Source organism: Aldersonia kunmingensis (assembly GCF_001646865.1).
Lineage (GTDB): Bacteria > Actinomycetota > Actinomycetes > Mycobacteriales > Mycobacteriaceae > Aldersonia > Aldersonia kunmingensis.
In genome coordinates, this window is record NZ_LRRB01000269.1 from 1 (window position 1) to 19,659 (window position 19,659).

Sequence of the window (19,659 nt, forward strand, 5' to 3'; positions counted from 1 at the left end):
CGGTGTTTTCACCCAGCCGTCACGCAAGGCGATCACCGTCTTCGCCGCAGAGTTCACGGGAGAACTGGCGTTCGTCTCGAGCAACACCTTCGAGATGGAATGGCCGCCGCGTTCGGGCAAACGACAGGAGTTCCCGGAAATCGACGATGCGCGGTGGTTTTCCTTCGCGGTCGCAGAGACGAAATTGGTGAAGGGGCAGCGGCCGATCATCGCAGCCCTTCGTGAACTGATCGATACCGACTAGCTTTCACCTGCTTGGCGGCGCAGGTGCAGGTCGAGCCCGCTTTCGACCACGGCGCTCGGCGCCGATCCCGTCCCCCTGAGCAGCGCGACGCCCATCGCGATCAACCAGCCGCACCACAGCACATAGCCGGCGAAGTTCGCGAGATCGGCCAGCTCGACGCCGAGCGGGATGACGACCCCGGTGGCGATGAGTGCGGCCGAGCCGAAGCCGAGGTAGCTCAGCCAGCGGCCGCCCACCCCACGGGCGACGGTTCCGGCTACCAGGACGGTGAACGTGGCGGTCAGCGCATAGCCGATGGTCTCGCCCACCACGGTGCCCAGCCACACGTGCAGCGTCTCGAAGGTGTCCGTGGCTGCCGCTGCACGGTCGGGGTGTTGCGCGTCGGCGGCGAGGCCGGGCACGAACAGGATCCAGCGCGAGAGCCCGATCACCTGAACCGCAGCGGCCGCGATGCCGAGTCCGGCAATCCAGCGACCAACGACTCCACCCGCGAGCCTGCCGAGCAGGTAGCCGATCGGCGCGAGCATCGCCGCACCAAGGAGCAGTACGAAGAACCAACCGGAGACCGCCGCCTGATTGGCCCGGTAGAGCTCGAGAATGTCCGCCGCCGGCTCGGCGAGGATGTCGGGATATTGGAAGATCGAGCCGAGCGCGGTGAACCCGGCGATGGCGAGCCCGGCTGCCCCGATCATCGCGACAGCCGCGACGCGGCGAGCGGCAGAGCCATCGGTGTGCGCGTAAGTGGTCATGACACGACGGTGACGAGTACCGCTGACGATCCGCTGACGCCGCGTTGACGGCATAGGCTCGCAATCGTGCTGACCATCGCGGTGCTCGGCCCTGTCGAGGTGTTCCGCGACGGTATGCGCGTCGCCGTGCCGAGTGGCAAAAGCACCGAGGTGCTCGTTCGGCTCGCGCTCGATGCCGGTACCCCTGTGCGCGCCGAACAGCTGATCGACGACGTGTGGGGCGAGTCCGCAGCCCGCACCGGTCGCAACACGCTGCAATCGAAGGTGTCGCAGTTGCGCAAGGTGCTCGGCGACGCGATCCGCGCCGAACACGGCGGGTACACCCTCGCGGTCTCCCCCGATGCGATCGATGCGCTGCGCGTCGCCCACCTCGCTGAGACGGCCACCGGTTTGCTCCGAAGCGACCCCGCGTCGGCCTCCGACGCCGCGGCCGCGGGCCTGGCCCTGTTTCGCGGCCCCGTGCTCGCTTCCGCGGGCGAGGGCGATTGGCTGGCGCCGCAACGCGCCCGGCTGACCGAGATCCGGCTCGGCCTGCTCGAGGATCAACTCGCGGCCGAGGTCGAACTAGGCGGCGGCGGTGCGGTCATCGGCCGGCTCGAGGCGCTGGTCGCCGAAAACCCACTGCGCGAACGTCTGTGGCACTCGCTCATCACTGCGCTCTATCGTGCGGGCCGACAAGCCGACGCGCTTGCCGCCTACACCAAGATCCGCGCGATCCTGGCCGGTGAACTCGGTGTCGATCCCGGCCCGGAGTTGCAGGAACTCGAACGAGGAGTGTTGCGGCACAACGAAAGCCTGCTTGCCACAACGCCACATCCGCGGCCGCGGATCGGCAATCTGCCCCGGATCGGGACCGATCTCGTGGGTCGCGGGACCGAGCTCGGCCTGCTGCACCGCGTGCTCGAACCCGGTTCGCTCGTCACACTTCTCGGGCCCGGCGGTATCGGAAAGACGCGGCTTGCCATCGAAACCGCTCGTACCGCCGATCTTTCCGGTGGGGCATGGCTGATCCGCCTCGAGCACGCCGATCCCTCCACCGACCTGGAACTGCTCGTCGCCGAGACGCTCGGACTGTCCGGCACTTCGCAGCTCGCTGACCGACTGGCGGGTGCGGCGACGTTGCTCGTCCTCGACAACTGTGAGCAGGTCGCCGACGCTGTCGCCGAACTCGCCGACCGACTGCTCGACGCAGCGCCGGGCCTGCGACTACTCGCGACGAGCCAGCATCGTCTGGGTGCCGAGGGCGAGCATGTGGTCGGCCTCGACCCGCTTCCGCCCGCGGAGGCGGTCGAGCTCTTCGCGGCACGGGCGGCGCAGTGGCCCAGCGACATAGCGCGCGGCCTCGATCCCGCAGATCCCGCGGTCGCCGATATCTGCCGCTACCTCGACGGGCTCCCGTTGGCCATCGAACTCGCTGCGGCGCGGATCAGGACGCTCTCGCTCACCGACATCGCCCAACTGCTCGGCGACCGTTTCACCCTGCTGCGTGATCCTTCGAGCACCAAGCCCGAACGCCGCCGGGCGCTACGCGCGACGATCGAGTGGAGTTACGAACTGCTCGACGAGTCCGACCGGCACGGTCTGTGGGTTTTGGCCGGGTTCACTGGCGGGGCACGGCTCGACGCTTTCGAACACGTGCTCCCGGCGCTCGACGTGGATGAGGCAGCGCTCGATGTCGTTGCGCGACTGGTCGACCGGTCCCTCGTGACCGTCACCGAATCCGGCACCGGCACCACCCGCTACGGACTACTCGACAGCATCCGGGAATTCGCACTCGACGCATCCCGCACCGCCGGCCGCGACGCCGAAATTTCGGCCGCGCATGCCGGCTGGCTCGCCGAAGTCGCCGACGAGACAGTGTCCACCGTGCGCGGACCGGCGCAGGCACAACGCGTCGTCCTCGCCCGTGAGGAGCGCCTCAATATCGATGCGGCACTCGGCTGGTGCGCGAATAACGACCCTCTGCTCGGACTGCGGATCGCGAACGGATTCGGTTGGGCCTGGGTCGTTCTCGGCGACGGCGTCGCCGGCGCGGTGCGGGTGCGAGACGCGCTCGACGCGGCGGACGGCCAGGCCGACCCGCGTGACCGTGTCCTGGCATTGTCCCTGTCGGGCTGGCTGGAGGCGTCGGCCGGTGACGTGGAACGCGCGGGCGCCGAACTCGATGAAGCACTGCGCCTCGCGGAGTCTGTCGGGGATGTCACGTTGGTGGCGGATGTCGAGCGGCACTTGGCCTTCCAAAGGCTGATGCAGGGCCAATTCGCCGATGCTCTCGTCCTGGCAGAGGGCGCCGAAGCAGTCAATGTCGCGCTGGGACGACCATGGGAAGAGGCAGCGAGCCTGCTGCTCGGTGCGTCGGCGGCCATGATGCTCGGCGATTCCATCGAGGCAGCCCACACAGCCGAACGCGCGGTCACCGAACTCCGGCCGCTCGACGACGCGTGGGGCATGGTGCACGGCCAGGCGATCCTGGGCGCCATCGCGCAGGCTGAAGGCCGATTCGATTCCGCCGCAAAATATTTGGCGACCGCAGCGGACGAGTCGGATCGCCTCGGTTTCGCGGGCCAGGCGGCTTACCACCGGACCAGCCTCGGGCGGGTGCAGCAACAGAGCGGCGATGCCGCTGCCCGCGCGACACTGGAACGCGCCCGCGCCGCAGCCACCGACAGCAAACCGGCACGCGCGGCCGCGCGGCTGACCGCCGTTCTCGCCGCGGCGCGCAGCGCCGGTGACGCCGAGACCGAGGTGCTCACTCTCGATGCGCTGGCCCGGATCGCGGCCGACGATGGCCGGACCGACGCGGCCATCGAACTGCTCGGCGAGGCCGACGCTCGCCGTCCGCAGGCTGTGCATCTTGTGGACGAGATCGACCGTGTCGATGCCGGTATTGCCCGTGGCCTCGTCCTCGCGCGCACCGCCAAGCCGACCTGACCGATTCGCCGGTGGTGTCCGGGTGGCCTGGTAGCAATTGGCATATGGAGTTCTCGACCGCACACCGCCGGGCTCGACTGGTCACGCGGCACCACCTGGCCGGCACGGCGGCCAACCCGGTCGACGCGGCCAGCGGCGTCGCGGTCCTACATGCGACCGAACCCGCGTCGGTCTACCTGTCGATCCTCGCCCGCTGCCCATCCGTATCGATCACCGATATCTCCCGGGTGCTGCACGACGACCGGAGCCTCGTGCGGATGATGGCCATGCGCCGCACCTTGTTCGTCGTGCCCGCCGACGAGGTGCCGATCGTCCACCACGCGGCCGCGCTCGATATCGCTGCACAGCAACGCAAGCGACTGCTCACCCAGCTGCGGACGCTGCCCACCGAGCCGGAGCTGCCGGACGATCTCGAAGGGTGGCTCGAATCGGTGGAATCGTCGGTTGAGCGTGCGTTGGTTGCCCGCGGTTCCGCGTCCGCCGCGCAACTCTCTACCGATGAGCCGCGCCTGCGCACGGCACTGCTGCCCACGACCGATAAGAAGTGGGACGTCAAGCGCAACATCACAACCCAGGTGCTCGTGCTGATTTCTGCCGAGGGCCGGATCGTGCGGGCCGCGCCGCGCGGCGACTGGACATCCCGCGCGCACACGTGGGAGCCGGGCGAGGCCTGGTGGCCCGGCGGGATCACATCCGTCGACAACGCAAGGGCCCGATTGGTCGAAATGTATTTGCGCCGTTTCGGTCCCGCGACCGAGGCCGACGTCGCGTGGTGGACCGGGTGGGCCCTCGGTACGACCCGAAAGGCGATCGCGGCACTCGATACGGTCGATGTCGGGTGTGGGCTCGTACTTGCCGACGACGCGCATCCCGACGAGCCCATCGAACCCACCGTCGCCCTGCTGCCCACACTGGACCCGACTCCGATGGGCTGGAAACAACGCGACTGGTACCTGCCGGAGGACATCACTCCGTTGTTCGACCGGAACGGCAATATCGGGCCGACCATCTGGTGGGGCGGCGAGGTGATCGGCGGGTGGGCGGTGCGCCCGGACGCCTCGATCGCGTTCCAACTGCTCGAAGACCGCGGCAAGGCGGCGCAACGAGCGGTCGCCGACGCGGCGGAGGCGTTGAGCCCGCGCCTCGAAGGCAGAGCGGTCGTACCGACGTTCGTCACACCGCTGGAGAAACAACTGCGCACGCTCGGCACATAGCGCTTCCCGCGCCCGGCGCGCATCGCTTACGCGCAGTGCCGTCCGTCTCACCAGCGCGCACCGGCCTCGAGCGCACGAAGTCGGTAATCTCGCAACCAGTACCCGAACCGCCGTCCACGAGGTCACACATGCCGAAAACTCCCCTGCCCGCGGATGCCGCCGAGATGCTCGCGCGCCCGAACTACGCAACGATCACCGCGGTCCGGCCCGACGGTCAGCCGGTCTCGGTGGCCACTTGGTACATGTACGAGGGCGGCCGCGTTCTGGTGAACATGGACAACCGCCGCAAGCGCATCGACTACCTGCGCAAGGACCCGCGCATCAGCCTCACCGCGATGGATCCCGCGGACTGGATCACGCACCTGTCCGTCCAGGGGCGGGTCGTCGAGTGGGTCGAGGACGAGAGTCTCGCCGATATCGATCGCATCGCCGAGCACTACACCGGCAAGCCGTACGTCGTCCGCAGCCGTCCCAGGGTCAGCGCCTGGATCGAAATCGACTCCTGGCACGGCTGGGGCGCCCTCAAACAGAGCTGACCGGAGCAGCCATGACTTCCGCCGCGCCGCCGAAGATCGACCTGCGTTCCGACACGGTCACCATGCCGGACCCCGAGATGCGGGCGGCGATGGCCGCGGCCGAGGTCGGGGATGACGTCCTCGACCACGACCCGACGATGGCCCGGCTCGAGGAGCGCGTCGCCGAACTAGTCGGGCTGCCGGCCTCCCTGTGGGTGCCGAGCGGCACGATGGGCAACCTCATTGCGCTCATGCTGCACCTCCGGCGAGGTGACCGGTTTCTCGCACCCGAACACGCACATGTCCTCGGCTCCGAACTCGGTACTGCGGCATGGATCGCGAACGGGATGCCCGAGGCACTCCCTCATGACGCCGGGCCGGGCCGCCCGACGCCCGACACCGTTCGCCGGGTCGCGGGCGGCGCCGGTCCGTATTACACGCTGACGACCCGGCTGCTGTGCCTGGAGAACTCGCACAACTTCTCCGGCGGCGCCGTGATCCCGCAGGACGAATGGACTGCACTCGGTGCCGCGGCACGTGACAGCGGCCTGCTCGTACACCTCGACGGTGCTCGAATCTGGAATGCCGCTGTCGCCCTTGATGTTTCACCTTCAGCGCTAGCGGCAGGCGCGGACACGGTGCAGGTGTGCCTGAGCAAGGGGCTGGGCGCGCCCGTCGGATCGGTGCTCGCCTCCGACGCCGATCGCATCGCCGAGGCACGCCGCATTCGGAAGATGCTCGGCGGCGGTGTCCGCCAGGGCGGCGTACTCGCCGCCGCAGGCCTGGTCGCGGTGGGATCGATCGACCGCCTGGCCGATGATCACGCCAACGCGACCCGCCTCGCAGCAGGCCTGCGTGAACTGGGCTTCGACGCGCTCGAGCCGGATACGAACATCGTCCTCGTCGATCTGCCGAACCCCGTGGCCGCCGCAACTCGGCTAGCAGCGCTGGGTATCGGCGCAAGCGTCACCGCGGGCAAGCTCCGCTTCGTCACCCATCGCGATGCGTCAGCGGGCGATATCGAGACGGTGCTGCGTGCGATCGCAGACGATCCGACGGTATTGGCGGTCGAGGTGGGCGCGCGCTAATCCGCCATCGCGTGCTTTGGCTTGCGCCCGCGCCGCTTGCGTTTGCCCGCTGGCTCGAGTGGCTCGCCGGCCGCGAGGCGTGCCTGCGCCGCACGCAACTTGGTCAGCGCGCGATGCTGCGCCACTCGAACGGCGCCGGGTGTGCTGCCGATCGTCTCGGCCACTTCCTCCGCCGACATGCTGAGCGCCAGTCGGAGAATGAGCACATCCCGATCCTTCTCCGGCAGCGTCGCCAACAGCCTGCCAACCTCTTCGCTGGCCTCGAACGCGAGCACCTTGTCCTCGGGGCCGGTATCTGTGTCGACCGCATCAGGGACGTCGGCCATCGAATCGGCTCTGTTCCGGGCGGCCCAGCGATGTACATCGGCGACCTTGTGCGCAGCGATGCCGTACACGAACGCGATGAACGGCCGGGACTCGTCGCGGTAGCGCGGCAGCGCAGTGATCACCGCAAGGCAGATCTCCTGTGCCACGTCGTCGGCCGTGGCGCCACCCCGGTCCCCGAGTCCGAGCTTGCCGCGGCTGTATCGCATCGCGATCGGGCGCACGATCTCGAGCATTCGGGCGAGCGCGTTGCGGTCACCCTTGCCGGCGGGCTCGACCAGACTGTCGAGCTCGGCGAGGCGCTTGGCCTCCACGTCGACAAAAAGATCTTCGTCCGGCTCGGAATCGTCGGTAACAGGACCGAGGCCGGACCGGTCCGGCCGTTCGGCTATGGCGAAATCGGGAGGAAGGCGGTCGGGCTCGGTCGGCACCGATATCACGGTGTGCATCGCGACTGCGGTCTGTGTTTGCAGGGAATTCGGCCGACCGTCGCCTGCAATCGGGGGGTCTTCGACCTCAAGCCACCACAAAATACGCTCCTCATTCCCCCGATTGAATCGGGTAGCGCATTATAGGACGAGAATCACATTTAGGTCCAGCGTCCAACATCGTTCGCAAGGCGAATGTTATCGCCGTGCGACCTGCGGTACATCAATTTGACGAGATTCCGCCCGACGCCCGACGCGGGCGCCCGCACCCCGCGCTGCGTGGTCTTCCAGCACGGATAGGTACCGCCCACCTGCGATTCGAGTAGCCGACTACGGGCGACCGGGCCGCCCCACGGCCGCATCCTCGACGGCACAGCCAACTCGACCGAGGAGTCACCATGACCACGATTACGACCGAGCACCTCACCGAACGCGACGATCAAGGCTTCGACCGAGTGCTCAACATCATCCCGTCGAAGGGCACCGAGACCGACTGGCAGTTCACCACTGCCCTGGCCGCCGGCGAAATCGCTCGGGCCGCCGCGTTGCCGTCGGCGCACGATCTGCGCGAGCCGTGGTGGACCATCGGCGACCAGGAAGACACCGGGTCCTGCGTCGGCTGGGCCACCGGGGACGGGGTGATGCGCTACACCCTGGTGAAGGCCGCCCGCATCGGTTCGAACGAGCGCATCTCGCCAAGGTTCATCTGGATGAGTTCCAAGGAGACCGACGAGTTCAGCTCGTTCCCCGGCACATTCATCGAGAGCGGCGGCACCTCACTGAAGGCGGCGATGGAGGTCTGCCGCAAGTACGGGGTGGTCACCGAGGAACTACTGCCCTTCCACATCGCGACCAAGATGTACACCGGCGACGAGCAGGCATTCTGGGCCGCGGCGGCGCAGCGCCGGATCCGCTACTACAACCTCGACAAGAGCCTGGACCGCTGGAAGGAATGGCTGGTCAAGACCGGGCCGATTCTCGTCGCACTGCAGGTCGACTCGGAGTGGATGGGTGCGACAGCCAACGGCGGCATCGTGGACGCCTACCGCGGCGATCCACGCGGCGGCCACGCCGTCACGGTGGTCGGTTACCGCGCAGACGGCAGGTTCATCGTCCGCAACAGCTGGGGCACGGACTGGGGTGACAAGGGCTTCGCCTACGTCTCACCGCAGTACATTGCGGACGCGTTCTTCTCCGAGTCCTACGGTGTCCAGCTTTAGCGGACTACCGCGATCCGGGCTCTCCGGCCAACCGAACGCGCTCGGCGAGCTCTTCGTCGGCGTCCTTCTCGACGAGCATCGGGATGTACACGCGCACGGACGACGTGGCGTACTGCGCATAGGCCGCGGCGACAACCTCAGCCACGACGGTCGTCGACAGCTGCGGGTACCGGCCGGTGAGCCGCTCAGCAACGACCGCCATCGTTCGTTCCTCATCGAATGAAAGCTCCACAAGCGAAGTATCCCAGCCGTTCATCCGACGTTAAACAACAGCGATTCACTTCCCGGCATCACCCGCCCGGGAGCTCGAGGTTTCGGAGAGATGTCCGAATCGTCAACCAGACCGAGAGAATACCGTCAAGTAACGTTTAACTTCTCGCAACCATTTCGATGCCAATTCGTCATCACCCCAGCGCACTCTTGCTCCGGTTGAACGAAATCCCGCCACCCGGAACGTCCCGGTTGGTCGAAACACGTTCTGCTCCAACACCTCCCGCTAGAGCAAGACACAGAAGGGTCGAACACGAACATGAGGACGAGGAACTACGTCGCCGCTGCGGCGTTGGCTGCCACCGCGGTTGCTTCCGCTGCAGGCACCGCGACTGCGGCCCCTGCGCCCACTGCCGATCCCGCACAGCCCGTTGTGACCAACGCCACCGATTTCCTCGGTGCCGTCGCACATCAGGTGCTGGACCCCGCGGCCGCTTCTGCACAGCCTGTTGCCCTGGTGCTCCCGACCGGGACCGTCACCGTTGGTGGCGGCCAGATCGGTATGACCGGCCCGAGCGGCACCATGTCGGTCGGCGCCCCGCTCGCGCCGGTGTCGGCCGCGCTGGCCCCAGTTGCTCCGGCCCTGCTCGGCACCGTTGATTCGGCGCTGCCGGCCCCGGCCGCAGCCCCTGCTGCCGCCACCCCGGTCGCGGCGGCCGCCACCGTCCCCGGCGTGCACCAGGTTGCCGACGCACGTTTCAAGACGTGGCAAGAGCGCGAGCAGTGGGAATTCAACCGCCTGAAGGACGGCGTCTCGATGACCGGCACGATCGCTTCGGCGACCGGCGCGGCCATCGGTGGCGTCACCGGTTGTGCCGTTGGTGCAGCGGCAGCAGTCCCGATCACGGGTCCGCTCGCCGCCCTGGGCTCTCCGATTATCGGGTGCGCGGCGGGTGCCGCGGCGCTCGGCGCCCTTGGCGCCGCCGGTGTCGGCCTGCTGATCACTCTGCCGGTTGCCGCTGGCCTCGGTATCAACTACCTGGTGCAGACCCAGGCAGTGCCGTTCGTACCGCCGCCGGCCGCCGCGAAGTAGTAACGAAACACCCAGCAACACAAGAACATCCCGGCGGGCTCGCGAGAGCCCGCCGGGATGTTTCGTTCAACCGGCGATCGCCCGGACCGGTTCGGTCGCCGGAGCCGAACGCCTACCCCAGCCGTACGGTGGCGACCGCACGGCCGAAGATTTTGCGTCCCGCCGACATTGCGGTCAGCGCAATGACCGCGGTGCGGTTCTCCTCGTCGATCGAGCGAACCTTGCCGGTCAACTCGATGGCTGCCCGGGATTCAGCCGGGACGAACACCGGACTGCTGAAGCGAACCGAGAGTTCGCCGACGGCGCCCGGATCACCGAGCCAATCCCCGACATAGCTCGCGGCGATCCCCATGCTCAACATTCCGTGCGCCACCACGCTGTCGAGCCCGACCATCGACGCGACCCGATCGCTCCAATGGATCGGATTCGGATCGCCGGATACGCCCGAGTACGCAACAAGGTCGCCACGCGTCAGCTCGAACGAGCGAGCCGGGAGCGGATCCCCGACCGACACGCTCTCGAACCGGCGATCCGGCGAAATCACCATGGGCGCAGCAGGTGCCGGACCGGAATAGTCACGTATCGGCGCAAATTCGCAGCGGAACCCGCTACTGATTCCCGTCCCCGAAACACCGGCGACCGCACGCACCAGGTCCTCGTCGATCTCGCCGCCACTGCGGGCCACCACCGTCGTCCAATTGGACTGAACCGCGCCGCCGTCACCGTCGGTGAGGTCGACTGCGAAGACGAAGGTGTCCTGACCGTGCACCTGTCGGAACGACTCGAGCCAGACGACGCAGCCCAACCGATCCCCGGCGACAATCGCCCGATGCGACACGATTCGCTGCTCGGTGTGCAGCACTTGGCTGAGGTCGTATCGCGGGAGGAATTCCTCGAAGATCCGCTTCTGGATGATCGCGCCGAGAATGGCCGTGGTCGTCAGCGGGGCAACGAGTCCCGCGTGTCCCATTGCCCGCGCCTCGTGTTCGACGTGATGCGCCGGGTCGCCGGCCTTGACCGCCTCCGCGAACTCGCGGATCTTCTCCCGCCCAACCTCGTAATAGTCGACGATGCGATATCGACGGCCAACCATCGCCGCCGCATCGATGGCGGCAAGATCCTTGCCGGGCGCGTCGAGCACCTCGGACGTCACGACTAGGCGCTCCTCGCGAGGCTGAACTGCATCACGTCGATGTAGCCCTTGCGGAAGTAATCCGCGCAGCCGGTGAGGTACCTGATGTAGGTGTTGTATGTGTCTTGCGAGGTGATCGCGGTCGCCTCGTCACGATGTGCGGTCAAGTTCCTCGCCCAGGTATCGAGTGTGCGGGCGTAATGCTGTTGCAGCGGATGGATCCGCTCGCAAGTGAAGCCGCCGGCCTCCGCGTACCGCACAACGTGCTCCGGCTCCGGCAACTGCCCGCCGGGGAAGATCTCCGTCGCGATGAACCGCAGGAACTGGAGGACTTCACGGTTCAACGGCAGACCCTTGTCCCGGATCTCGTGTCGGTTGTACCGGGTGATCGTGTGTAGCAGCATTCGCCCGTCTTCGGGCAGTATCGTGCGACAACGATCGAAGAAGTCGGCATATCTCTCATATTTGAAATGCTCGAAAGCACCAATGCTAACTATTCGGTCGACCGGTTCATTGAACTCTTCCCAACCTTGCAGCCGCACCTCGGCCTGGCGGTCGCCCGCATGCTTTTCGAGCAATTCCTTGTCATGTTCGTATTGGTTCGCACTCAGCGTTAGACCGATGACATTGACGTCGTATTTCTCCATGGCCCTGACCATTGTGGAGCCCCAACCGCAGCCGACGTCGAGCAGGGTCTTTCCCGGATGAAGATCGCATTTGCCCAGCGCCAGATCAACTTTCGCCAATTGAGCCTCGTGCAGCGTCATATCGTCGCGCTCGAAATACGCGCAGCTATAGGTGCGCGATTGATCGAGGAAGAGCGCGAAGAAATCGTCGGAGAGGTCGTAGTGCGCCTGAACATCTGAATAGAAGGGCCTGAGCTTCGCCATATGAGAGCCTTCTTTGCTCGTGGTGGGCTGTTACACGACGCTGTCCGCCACGGTAACCAGACCCGGAGCAAACTTCCGGCGATTCGGCTTGCCACCCCAAAGCAACGGAAGAAAAAACTAGGCGTTTGTACCATTCTTCGGAAGGTCATGTCGGCGCACCCGACCCGGTGCAAGGAACACCAGAGCAGCCGCTATCGCGAGAGTGACCAGCATCAGTATTACGCTTGCCCGTTCCGCGCCGTACAGAAACGCACTATCGGCAAAAGCCGCGAGCGAATTCCCGGCCGGGCCTGCTGCGTCCGCAACCTCGAGTGCTGCCGCAAGCGAATCCGACACAGGGCCGCGGGCCTCGGCCGGTAGTTGCGGCAGCGCTGGTGCGATCTTGTCGGCATATCCCGCGGCGAGCACACTACCGGTGATGGCAATACCGATGGCTGCACCGAATTCCCTGGTCACGTCGTTCACGGCGGCTGCGACGCCGTGTTTCTCGGCAGGCGTGGCGCCCATAATCGCCGTGGTCGCCGGGGACGCGGACAGGCCCGCCCCGATGCCAAGCACGAGCAACCCCCACACCAGATCGCCGTAGTCGGATTCCACGGTCGTGCGGCTGATCAGCCATAGCCCAATCCCCAGCGCAGCCATCCCGCTCGCGCACATCGCACGCAGGCCGATCTTGTCCGACAGCCACGGGGCGACAACCCCGATCAACACGATTGGTCCGACGATCGGACCGAGGGCGACAGCCGATAGGAGCGGGCCGTAGCTCAGAATGAGTTGCAGGTACTGGACCAACACGAAAAAGATCGCGTACATCGCGGCGTTCTGGCCCGTGAGTGTCAGTGCCGCGGCAGAGAAGCCCCGATCCCGAAAGAGCTCCAACGGCAGCAGCGGGTGCTCGACGCGCAACTCGATCGCGATGAACACCGCGGTCGCGACAATCCCGATAACCAATCCGCCGTACACAATTGGCGAGGACCAGCCGTGTGTGGGTCCCTCGGTAAGCGCTATCACGAGCGATCCGACCGCAATCGTGACGGCGAAGCCACCGGCGACGTCGATCCGGTGCGGGGATTCGTCGCGTGACTCCGGGAGCGCGAATGCGAGCGCCGTCAGGACCAACGAGCCAACGGCGAATGAGACGAACAGAGACTGCCACGACCACCAACTCAGCAGCAGTCCCGAGCCGACCATTCCGATCGCCGCACCCGAGCCGGCCACACCCGCCCAGAGGCCGACCGCACGGCCGTGCTGCTGCTCGGGCAGCGTCGACGTGATCAGCGAGAGCGTCGACGGCATAACGAACGCCGCGCCGACGCCGGCGATAACGCGGGACACGACGAGCCACAACGGCTGATCCACTAGCAGCGGAATGACCGACGCCGCGGCGAAGATCGCGAGTCCGGCGATCAGTGTCTGTCGCCGGCCGAACCGGTCCCCGATCGCACCCGCGGGCAGCACCAGGCAGGCCAGCGCCACGGTGTAGCCGTCGACGATCCAGGTCAGTTGCGCCTGCGTCGCTCCGGTCTCGCGCGCCATCTCCGGCAATGCGCTGTAGAACGCCACCATCGAGGCGATGACCAGCGCTAGAGCGAAGCAGACGACTGCCACGGTCCACCATTGCCGCATCGACGCGCGATTCGAGTCTGCGCGGGTTTCCGCGGTAATCGTTTCTATGACAGTCACTAACTCTCCCAAACAAATGTGTACCGGTGGTATCGCTTCGCTACTAGCGATATCACTCGAGCCCGCGACCGCGATAGACTCCGCGCGTCCGCCCGACTGTTGTATGCAACACATCTCCAAGGCAGGCAATGAGCGATAACTCGAAGACGACAACCAAGACCGAGGAGCCGGTGAGCGTCGACCCCCGGCGGCAACGCTCCCGGGCACGACTGCTCGATGCGACCACGGAGCTGCTGCTCAGTGGCGGTATCGACGCGGTGACCATCGACGCAGTCACCCGGGTGTCCGGGGTCGCGCGCACCACGCTCTATCGGCACTTCCCCAGCAGTACCGAACTGCTCGCCGCGGCCTTCGAGCGCCTGATTCCGCCGGTGTCCCCGCCGCCCGATATCGGGTCGCTGCGAGACCGCCTCGTCGCGCTACTCACCCGCCAGGCCGCACTCATCGACGATGTACCGGTCATGACGACGATCGCGTGGCTTGCGCTCGGCGCGACCGATCCACGCCAGATCGAGGCGATCGCCGCGCTGCGAAACCGGATCATCCAGCAGTACCGTGCGCCACTCGATCAGTTGCTCGGCGATCCGGCGAACCGGGCCGAGCTCGGTGACTTCGATGATGCCCTCGCCGTCAACCAGTTGATCGGGCCGATCGTCTTCCCGCGCATCGCCGGGCTGCCATCGCTGGACGCCCCGGCCTACGCACAGATCGTGGACGACTTCCTCGCCGCCAGGCGCAGTTCTCGCCCGTGAACCGTTCCTGCTCGGTCATCGTGATCACACCATGACCGAGCAGGAATACTGCTCGCCCGTTCAGCCCGGCGGTGTTTGGTCGACATCGATCGCGCGCGGGCTCATTCGCGAGTGCGCGACATATTCGACGGATTGCACCGACGCCGGCTTCATCGACTTATTGCCGCCCGCGGCGCCGGCGCGGCCCACCCTCGCTCAACGTGCGATGCAGAGCAAGACAGTGGCCGCATGTTACGAGCGCCTGTGGCGGCCGGCGGGATCACCCAGTTCGTCGGTGCACGCCGCGCGGCGTGAGCGCCCTGATCGATCGGCCCGCGCTCAGAACTGCGGGAGCCGGACCACCTGCACGAAGAACTCGTCGATCTGACGTACCGCGCTCATGAACTGATCCAGATCGACCGGCTTCGTGACGTAGGCGTTGGCATGCAACTTGTAACTGCGCAGGATGTCCTCCTCCGCCGAGGAGGTGGTGAGCACGACCACGGGGATATGGCACAGGTCGGCGTCGGACTTGATCGTCTCGAGCAACTGCCGCCCGTCGTATTTCGGCAAGTTCAGGTCGAGCAGGATCAGGTCGGGGCGGGGCGCGTCAGCGAAAGCGCCGCGCTTGTACAGAAAGTCGAGACCTTCTTCACCGTCATGGGCAACGTGGAGACAGTTTTTGATCTTGTTGTGTTCGAAGGCTTCTCGCGTGATCAGCTCGTCTCCCGGATCGTCCTCCACGAGCAGGACGTCGATTGCTCGACTGGTCGGAGTCATACGTGTGTTCCTTCCACAACAGACGCGGAGTGGTTCTCCACCGCCACCGGCAGCGTGAAATGGAACCGAGTTCCTTCGGTGAAGGAACTGTCGATCCAGATCGTGCCGCCGTGATATTCGACAATCTTCTTGCACAGCGCCAACCCGATACCGGTGCCGGTATAGACGTCGCGGCCGTGCAATCGCTGGAAGATGACGAAGACTTTGTCGACGAACTCTTCGCCGATGCCGATGCCGTTGTCGGTGACACTGAACAGCCACTCGCCATCGTTCTCGGGTCCAGGCTCGTATTCGACCACAATCCGGGGCGCCGTGTCGGGCTGGCGGAACTTGACCGCGTTCCCGATGAGGTTCTGCCACAGCATCACGAACAGGGTCGGGTCACCGCTCACGTGCGGAAGCGGTCCCTCCGGAAGCACGATCTGTGCGCCGTTCTCCTCGATCGTAGTCGAGAGGTTGTCGAGCGCGGTGTTCACGGCCGAGTCGAGGTCGACGTCGCTGGTCGCGACATTGAGCCGTCCCACCCGTGAGAACGTCAGCAGGTCGTTGATGAGGACCTGCATCCGCTTCGCGCCATCCACCGCGAAGCCGATGTACTCATGTGCACGATCGTCGAGCTGGTCGCCGTAGCGCTTCTCCAGCAGCTGAGAGAACGAGGCCACCTTCCGCAGCGGTTCCTGTAGATCATGCGATGCGACGTAGGCGAACTGCTCGAGTTCGGCATTGCTTCGTCGCAGTTCGATCGCCTGCTCGTCGAGTGCGTCGGCCTGCTCGGCCAGGCGCTCCCGCGCCTGCCGGGCAGCATCGAGCTCGTCCACGATCCGCTGCCGCATGTTCTCCACGTCGGTGGCGATGGCACGAATGTCCTTGGGGCCCTGCGGGACGATTCGCTCGCCGAAGTTGCCCTGGGTGATGCGCCGACAGGCCGCCGCCAATGCTCCGAGCGGACGCGTGACGGCGGAGCGCACCAGCACCGCGAGCAGGAGCATTGTGACGAAGAAGACCATCACCAAGGCGATGAGCACCATGTTGCGCCAGCCGCGGATTTGTTCGAGATCGTCGACCGCATCCGATCGCGCCGTGCGCAGGTCCTCGTTCTGCTTGTCGAACAGTGTTCGCATCCGGTCGAATTCGGCCTTGCCCTGCAAGGCCGTCTGGCCGTCCACCAGCTCCGGCTCACCGGCCACAACGCTGGCGATCAGCGGTTCGGCATAGTTCGTCCGCCACAACTCGCTCGCCTGCTCGATCGCCTCCAGATCGGCGACCAACTCGCGTCGATCCCCGACCAGCTCTCGAATGTTCTGTGCCGCTATGTTTTCGGACGCCTGTCCGGTGTAGAACGGCTCGAGGAACTGTGCGTCCGCCGCGATCGCGTAGCCCCGCGCGGCGGTCTCCTGATCGCGCAGTGCCGCCTGCAGCGCGTAAGCGGCGACCCGGGCCGGCTGAATGTCGTCGATCAACTCGTCGGACACATCGTCGGTGCGGTCGAGCAACACGCCGCCGACGATCGCACCGGCGAGCACCACCACACTCATGATCGAGAGCACGAGCAAAAGCCAGCCCTGGACCGTCAGTGGCGAGCCGCGCCGCCTAGTGGGCTCGGCGCCAAAGTCCGCGCTCACCACGGTTTCCGCTCAACCCGGACTACAGCGACGTCATCTCGCAATCCACCCTGGGCCTGCGCGCGCTCGTCAGCTCCATCGATCAGCGCATCCACGAACTCCGGGCCCTGCAGTTCGGCGACGGACCGCGCAAGTTCCAGCAGGCCGTCCTCACCCAGCCGCTCGTTGCCTTCGCCGGAGTGCCCTTCGAACAGTCCGTCGGTCACCAGCACCAGCCCGTAGCCCGCCGGCAGTTCCACCTGTTGCGGCTCCCACTCCGAGGTGTTCAGGCCCAGCGCTGGACCGCCCGGCGGTTCGACCCACTCCACGGTTCCGTCCGGACCGTGCAACAGCATCCCTGGGTGCCCCGCCCGCACCGACGTGATCGTGGGCCTGCCCTCGCGGATCGCGAGGCTGATCACGGTCGCGAAAATGCCGGTGCTGGCACGCTCGGTGCGCAGGATGCGTTCCAGCTCGCGCATGCGCGCCGATCCATGCAAACCCGCAAAAGTAAGGGCCCGCCAGGCAATTCGCAGCGCCACACCGAGTGCGGCCTCGTCGGGACCGTGTCCGGAGACATCCCCGATCAGCACGTGAACAGTGCGGTCCGGCGTCTGGATGACATCGAAGAAATCGCCACCGAGCAGTGAGTTCTCGCGGCCCGGCCGATACCGGGTGACGATCTCGACGCCCGGATCCTCATGCAGCAGTGGCGTTGCGAGCAGACCGCGCTCGAGCCGGGCATTCTCGCGCGCATGCAGGCGGCTGGCGTGCAAATCGACCGCGGTAAGTTCGGCGCGCTTGCGTTCGATGGCGTACAGCACCGCTCGACGCAGCGTTTCGGGCTCTACGCGCCCCTTGACCAAGTAGTCCTGCGCTCCCGCAGCGACAGCGCTCACGCCGAAGTGCTCGTCGTTGAGGCCCGTGAGCACGACGATCGGAATGGTCGGATCCAGATTGCCGATCCGGTCGAGCGCGTCCATGCCGTGCGCGTCGGGCAGGTTCAGATCGAGCAGGACGCAGTCCGGCCGAGAACTCGTCACGGCAAGTTCGGCGCGTGCCATCGACGGCGCCCAGGTCATTCCGCGGTTGGTGCCTGCGTCGACGATCAACTCTTCGACGAGCAGAGCATCCGCTCGGTCATCCTCGACCAACAGCAGGTTCAACTGCTCCCAATGGGCTGTGGGCGCGCCGACGAGGCCGGGTACCGGACCTGCATCCGAATCGCGCCGGGCAGTCATCGTCACCACGTCCTCCACGTCACCTTGCGACGGCCGGGATGGCCGTTACTCGTGTGACAACCTTCGCCGACAATACCGATCGCAGTCGGTGCCGCCAGTCCTTGTACTCCACACCGGTGGGGGCGGTCAATCGAATCAGCGCAGGTAGGCCACGATCGCGTCGACCATGCCGCGGCGGCCTTCATCGAGATCGAAGTACGTGGTCAGTTCCGATTCCGCCCGCATGCCGCGCAGGGCGCCCGGCAGGAAGATCCGCACCCGCCGCAGCTTGACCTCATCAACGGCAAGATCGGCCAGCGCGCCCTCGTACGCGTCGGTCCACGCACGGTCCCAGGCGGCGATCGCGGAAGCGCTGCGCGGAAACGAGGCTTCGAGATCGGTGCGGTTGCCCGGGAGCAGTTGGCGCAGGTTGCCGACGGCCCGGGCCTGCGGCGCCCCGAGCGATCGCCAGAACCGCGTCACGATGGTCTCGACGCGTTCTTCCAACGACTCGCTCTGCTCGGCGGGCGCCTTGACTGGTTGCCATTCATCGAGGATGTGCTCGAGCACCGCAGCCCACAGTCCGTCGGCATCGCCGAACTGATGCTGCACGGTGCCCCATGTGACCCCGGCCTCGCGCGCGACGAGATTCGCACTGACCTGCTCACCCTCGCGCGGGGCCGCAAGGCAACGGATGGCGACATCGATCATGTGCAGCCGCGTCTGCATACCGCGCCGATTGAGACGGGTCCCCTTGGCGCTGACTACCACCGTCGGATCATAGCCAGCCGTCCACACGCCCCGTCACTGCCTTCATAGAAGGAGCTATGACTGATTGGCCATTGCCCGGACGCGGCCGAGCACATCCGGATACCGCTTCGTGTGTGCGCCACCGTTGAGGTCGATAGCCGCACCCGTCATCCAGCCCGCCTTGTCCGACGCGAGGAAGGCGACCACGTCGGCGACCTCCTCCGCCGTTCCGGCCCGGCCGAGGGGGGTGTTCTCGACGTACTCGTCGTGCAGGCCCGGCACGAACGCGATTCCGGCGACCAGCGGCGTCTCCACCAGTCCCGGGGAGATGGCGTTCACGCGGATCTTGCGCAGCGCGAGTTCCATTGCGGCGACCTCGGTCAGCATCAGTACCGCTGCCTTCGCCGCGCAGTAGGCGGCCAGGCCTGTTCCGGGCTGGCGGCCGTTCAACGAAGCGATGCACACCACGGAACCACCATCGGAGACATGCCGCGCGGCGTACTTCAGAACCAGGAATGTCCCGGTCTGGCACACGCCGATCGTCGTTTCCCAGTCCGCGAGTTCGAGATCAGCGATCGCGCCCGGAATCGACAGGCCCGCACAGTTCACCACCGTGTCAATGCGGCCGTGCTCGGCGAGGGTGTGCGCGAAAAGCTCGGCGACCGAGTCCTCCACGGTGACATCGAGGTGCGCGGCCGTCACAGCGTCACCGAACTCGGCCGCGCGCTCGCGTGCAGCCGCCTCGTTCACGTCGGCGAGCACGACGATGTCGCCCTGCTGTGACAGCGTCGCCACCGTGGCGAGTCCGATTCCCGAGGCGCCGCCGGTAACCACGGCGACCTTCCGCTGCGACATC

Annotated in this window: 18 protein-coding genes and 1 pseudogene; 8 read left to right on the plus strand and 11 right to left on the minus strand. The window is 66.4% G+C overall.

Annotated features, from left to right (window positions below; genetic code table 11):
- Nucleotides 1-244: pseudogene (locus A8G08_RS27650) on the plus strand (DNA mismatch repair protein MutT); the annotation flags it as partial.
- On the opposite strand, the gene A8G08_RS21085 reads toward A8G08_RS27650, so the two are convergent.
- The gene (locus tag A8G08_RS21085; RefSeq protein WP_068278519.1) at nucleotides 241-993 is read right to left on the minus strand and encodes a DUF4386 family protein; all 753 of its coding nucleotides are present in this window, start codon (nucleotides 991-993) and stop codon (nucleotides 241-243) included. The pseudogene A8G08_RS27650 and the gene A8G08_RS21085 overlap by 4 nt on opposite strands.
- Nucleotides 994-1,059: 66 nt before the next feature.
- On the opposite strand from A8G08_RS21085, the gene A8G08_RS21090 reads away from it, so the two are divergent.
- From A8G08_RS21090 to A8G08_RS21105, 4 genes are all read left to right on the plus strand, one after another.
- On the plus strand, nucleotides 1,060-3,924 hold the full coding sequence (locus A8G08_RS21090; protein WP_068278521.1) for an AfsR/SARP family transcriptional regulator: 2,865 nt from the start codon (nucleotides 1,060-1,062) through the stop codon (nucleotides 3,922-3,924).
- Nucleotides 3,925-3,968: 44 nt separating this feature from the next.
- Nucleotides 3,969-5,138, plus strand: coding sequence for a winged helix DNA-binding domain-containing protein (locus A8G08_RS21095; RefSeq protein ID WP_068278522.1), 1,170 nt, complete (start codon nucleotides 3,969-3,971; stop codon nucleotides 5,136-5,138).
- A 128-nt stretch (nucleotides 5,139-5,266) separates the two neighbouring features.
- Entirely contained in the window at nucleotides 5,267-5,674 is a 408-nt protein-coding gene (locus tag A8G08_RS21100; RefSeq protein ID WP_068278524.1) for a pyridoxamine 5'-phosphate oxidase family protein, read from the plus strand.
- Between the two features lie 11 nt (nucleotides 5,675-5,685).
- Nucleotides 5,686-6,741: a threonine aldolase family protein gene (locus A8G08_RS21105; protein ID WP_068278525.1), complete on the plus strand. Its 1,056-nt coding sequence runs from the start codon at nucleotides 5,686-5,688 to the stop codon at nucleotides 6,739-6,741.
- Here the strand turns inward: A8G08_RS21105 and shbA are convergent.
- Entirely contained in the window at nucleotides 6,738-7,379 is a 642-nt protein-coding gene (shbA, locus tag A8G08_RS21110; RefSeq protein ID WP_245672936.1) for an RNA polymerase sigma factor ShbA, read from the minus strand. The two genes, A8G08_RS21105 and shbA, sit on opposite strands and share 4 nt — an antisense overlap.
- Before the next feature lie 512 nt (nucleotides 7,380-7,891).
- Here shbA and A8G08_RS21120 point away from each other — a divergent pair.
- Nucleotides 7,892-8,713, plus strand: a complete 822-nt coding sequence (locus tag A8G08_RS21120; protein ID WP_084436668.1) for a C1 family peptidase — start codon at nucleotides 7,892-7,894, stop codon at nucleotides 8,711-8,713.
- A gap of 4 nt (nucleotides 8,714-8,717) precedes the next feature.
- Here A8G08_RS21120 and A8G08_RS21125 read toward each other — a convergent pair whose 3' ends face one another.
- Nucleotides 8,718-8,915 carry a three-helix bundle dimerization domain-containing protein gene (locus tag A8G08_RS21125; RefSeq protein ID WP_157108715.1) on the minus strand — a complete coding sequence of 66 codons (198 nt, stop codon included), beginning with the start codon at nucleotides 8,913-8,915 and terminating at the stop codon, nucleotides 8,718-8,720.
- A 327-nt stretch (nucleotides 8,916-9,242) separates the two neighbouring features.
- Between A8G08_RS21125 and A8G08_RS21130 the strand changes: the two genes are divergently transcribed.
- Nucleotides 9,243-10,016: a hypothetical protein gene (locus A8G08_RS21130; protein ID WP_068278533.1), complete on the plus strand. Its 774-nt coding sequence runs from the start codon at nucleotides 9,243-9,245 to the stop codon at nucleotides 10,014-10,016.
- A 112-nt stretch (nucleotides 10,017-10,128) separates the two neighbouring features.
- On the opposite strand, the gene A8G08_RS21135 is transcribed toward A8G08_RS21130, so the two are convergent.
- From A8G08_RS21135 to A8G08_RS21145, 3 genes are all read right to left on the minus strand, one after another.
- Nucleotides 10,129-11,169, minus strand: a complete 1,041-nt coding sequence (locus A8G08_RS21135; RefSeq protein ID WP_245672934.1) for a fused (3R)-hydroxyacyl-ACP dehydratase subunits HadA/HadB — start codon at nucleotides 11,167-11,169, stop codon at nucleotides 10,129-10,131.
- A 2-nt stretch (nucleotides 11,170-11,171) separates the two neighbouring features.
- On the minus strand, nucleotides 11,172-12,038 hold the full coding sequence (locus A8G08_RS21140) for a cyclopropane mycolic acid synthase family methyltransferase (protein WP_068278535.1): 867 nt from the start codon (nucleotides 12,036-12,038) through the stop codon (nucleotides 11,172-11,174).
- A gap of 117 nt (nucleotides 12,039-12,155) precedes the next feature.
- The gene (locus A8G08_RS21145) at nucleotides 12,156-13,721 is read right to left on the minus strand and encodes an MFS transporter (protein ID WP_245672935.1); all 1,566 of its coding nucleotides are present in this window, start codon (nucleotides 13,719-13,721) and stop codon (nucleotides 12,156-12,158) included.
- 128 nt (nucleotides 13,722-13,849) lie between these two features.
- Here A8G08_RS21145 and A8G08_RS21150 point away from each other — a divergent pair, with 128 nt between their 5' ends.
- The gene (locus tag A8G08_RS21150; RefSeq protein WP_068278540.1) at nucleotides 13,850-14,473 is read left to right on the plus strand and encodes a TetR/AcrR family transcriptional regulator; all 624 of its coding nucleotides are present in this window, start codon (nucleotides 13,850-13,852) and stop codon (nucleotides 14,471-14,473) included.
- Nucleotides 14,474-14,791: 318 nt separating this feature from the next.
- Here the strand turns inward: A8G08_RS21150 and A8G08_RS21155 are convergent, their stop codons facing one another.
- From A8G08_RS21155 to A8G08_RS21175, 5 genes are all read right to left on the minus strand, one after another.
- Nucleotides 14,792-15,232, minus strand: coding sequence for a response regulator (locus A8G08_RS21155; protein WP_068278542.1), 441 nt, complete (start codon nucleotides 15,230-15,232; stop codon nucleotides 14,792-14,794).
- Nucleotides 15,229-16,767 carry a sensor histidine kinase gene (locus A8G08_RS21160; protein WP_068278592.1) on the minus strand — a complete coding sequence of 513 codons (1,539 nt, stop codon included), beginning with the start codon at nucleotides 16,765-16,767 and terminating at the stop codon, nucleotides 15,229-15,231. The genes A8G08_RS21155 and A8G08_RS21160 overlap by 4 nt, the downstream gene beginning before the upstream one ends.
- A gap of 83 nt (nucleotides 16,768-16,850) precedes the next feature.
- Entirely contained in the window at nucleotides 16,851-18,074 is a 1,224-nt protein-coding gene (locus A8G08_RS21165; protein WP_068278594.1) for a PP2C family protein-serine/threonine phosphatase, read from the minus strand.
- 135 nt (nucleotides 18,075-18,209) lie between these two features.
- Entirely contained in the window at nucleotides 18,210-18,824 is a 615-nt protein-coding gene (locus A8G08_RS21170) for a TetR/AcrR family transcriptional regulator (RefSeq protein ID WP_157108716.1), read from the minus strand.
- A gap of 54 nt (nucleotides 18,825-18,878) precedes the next feature.
- The gene (locus tag A8G08_RS21175; protein WP_187344505.1) at nucleotides 18,879-19,658 is read right to left on the minus strand and encodes an SDR family NAD(P)-dependent oxidoreductase; all 780 of its coding nucleotides are present in this window, start codon (nucleotides 19,656-19,658) and stop codon (nucleotides 18,879-18,881) included.
- Between the last annotated feature and the right edge of the window lies 1 nt (nucleotide 19,659).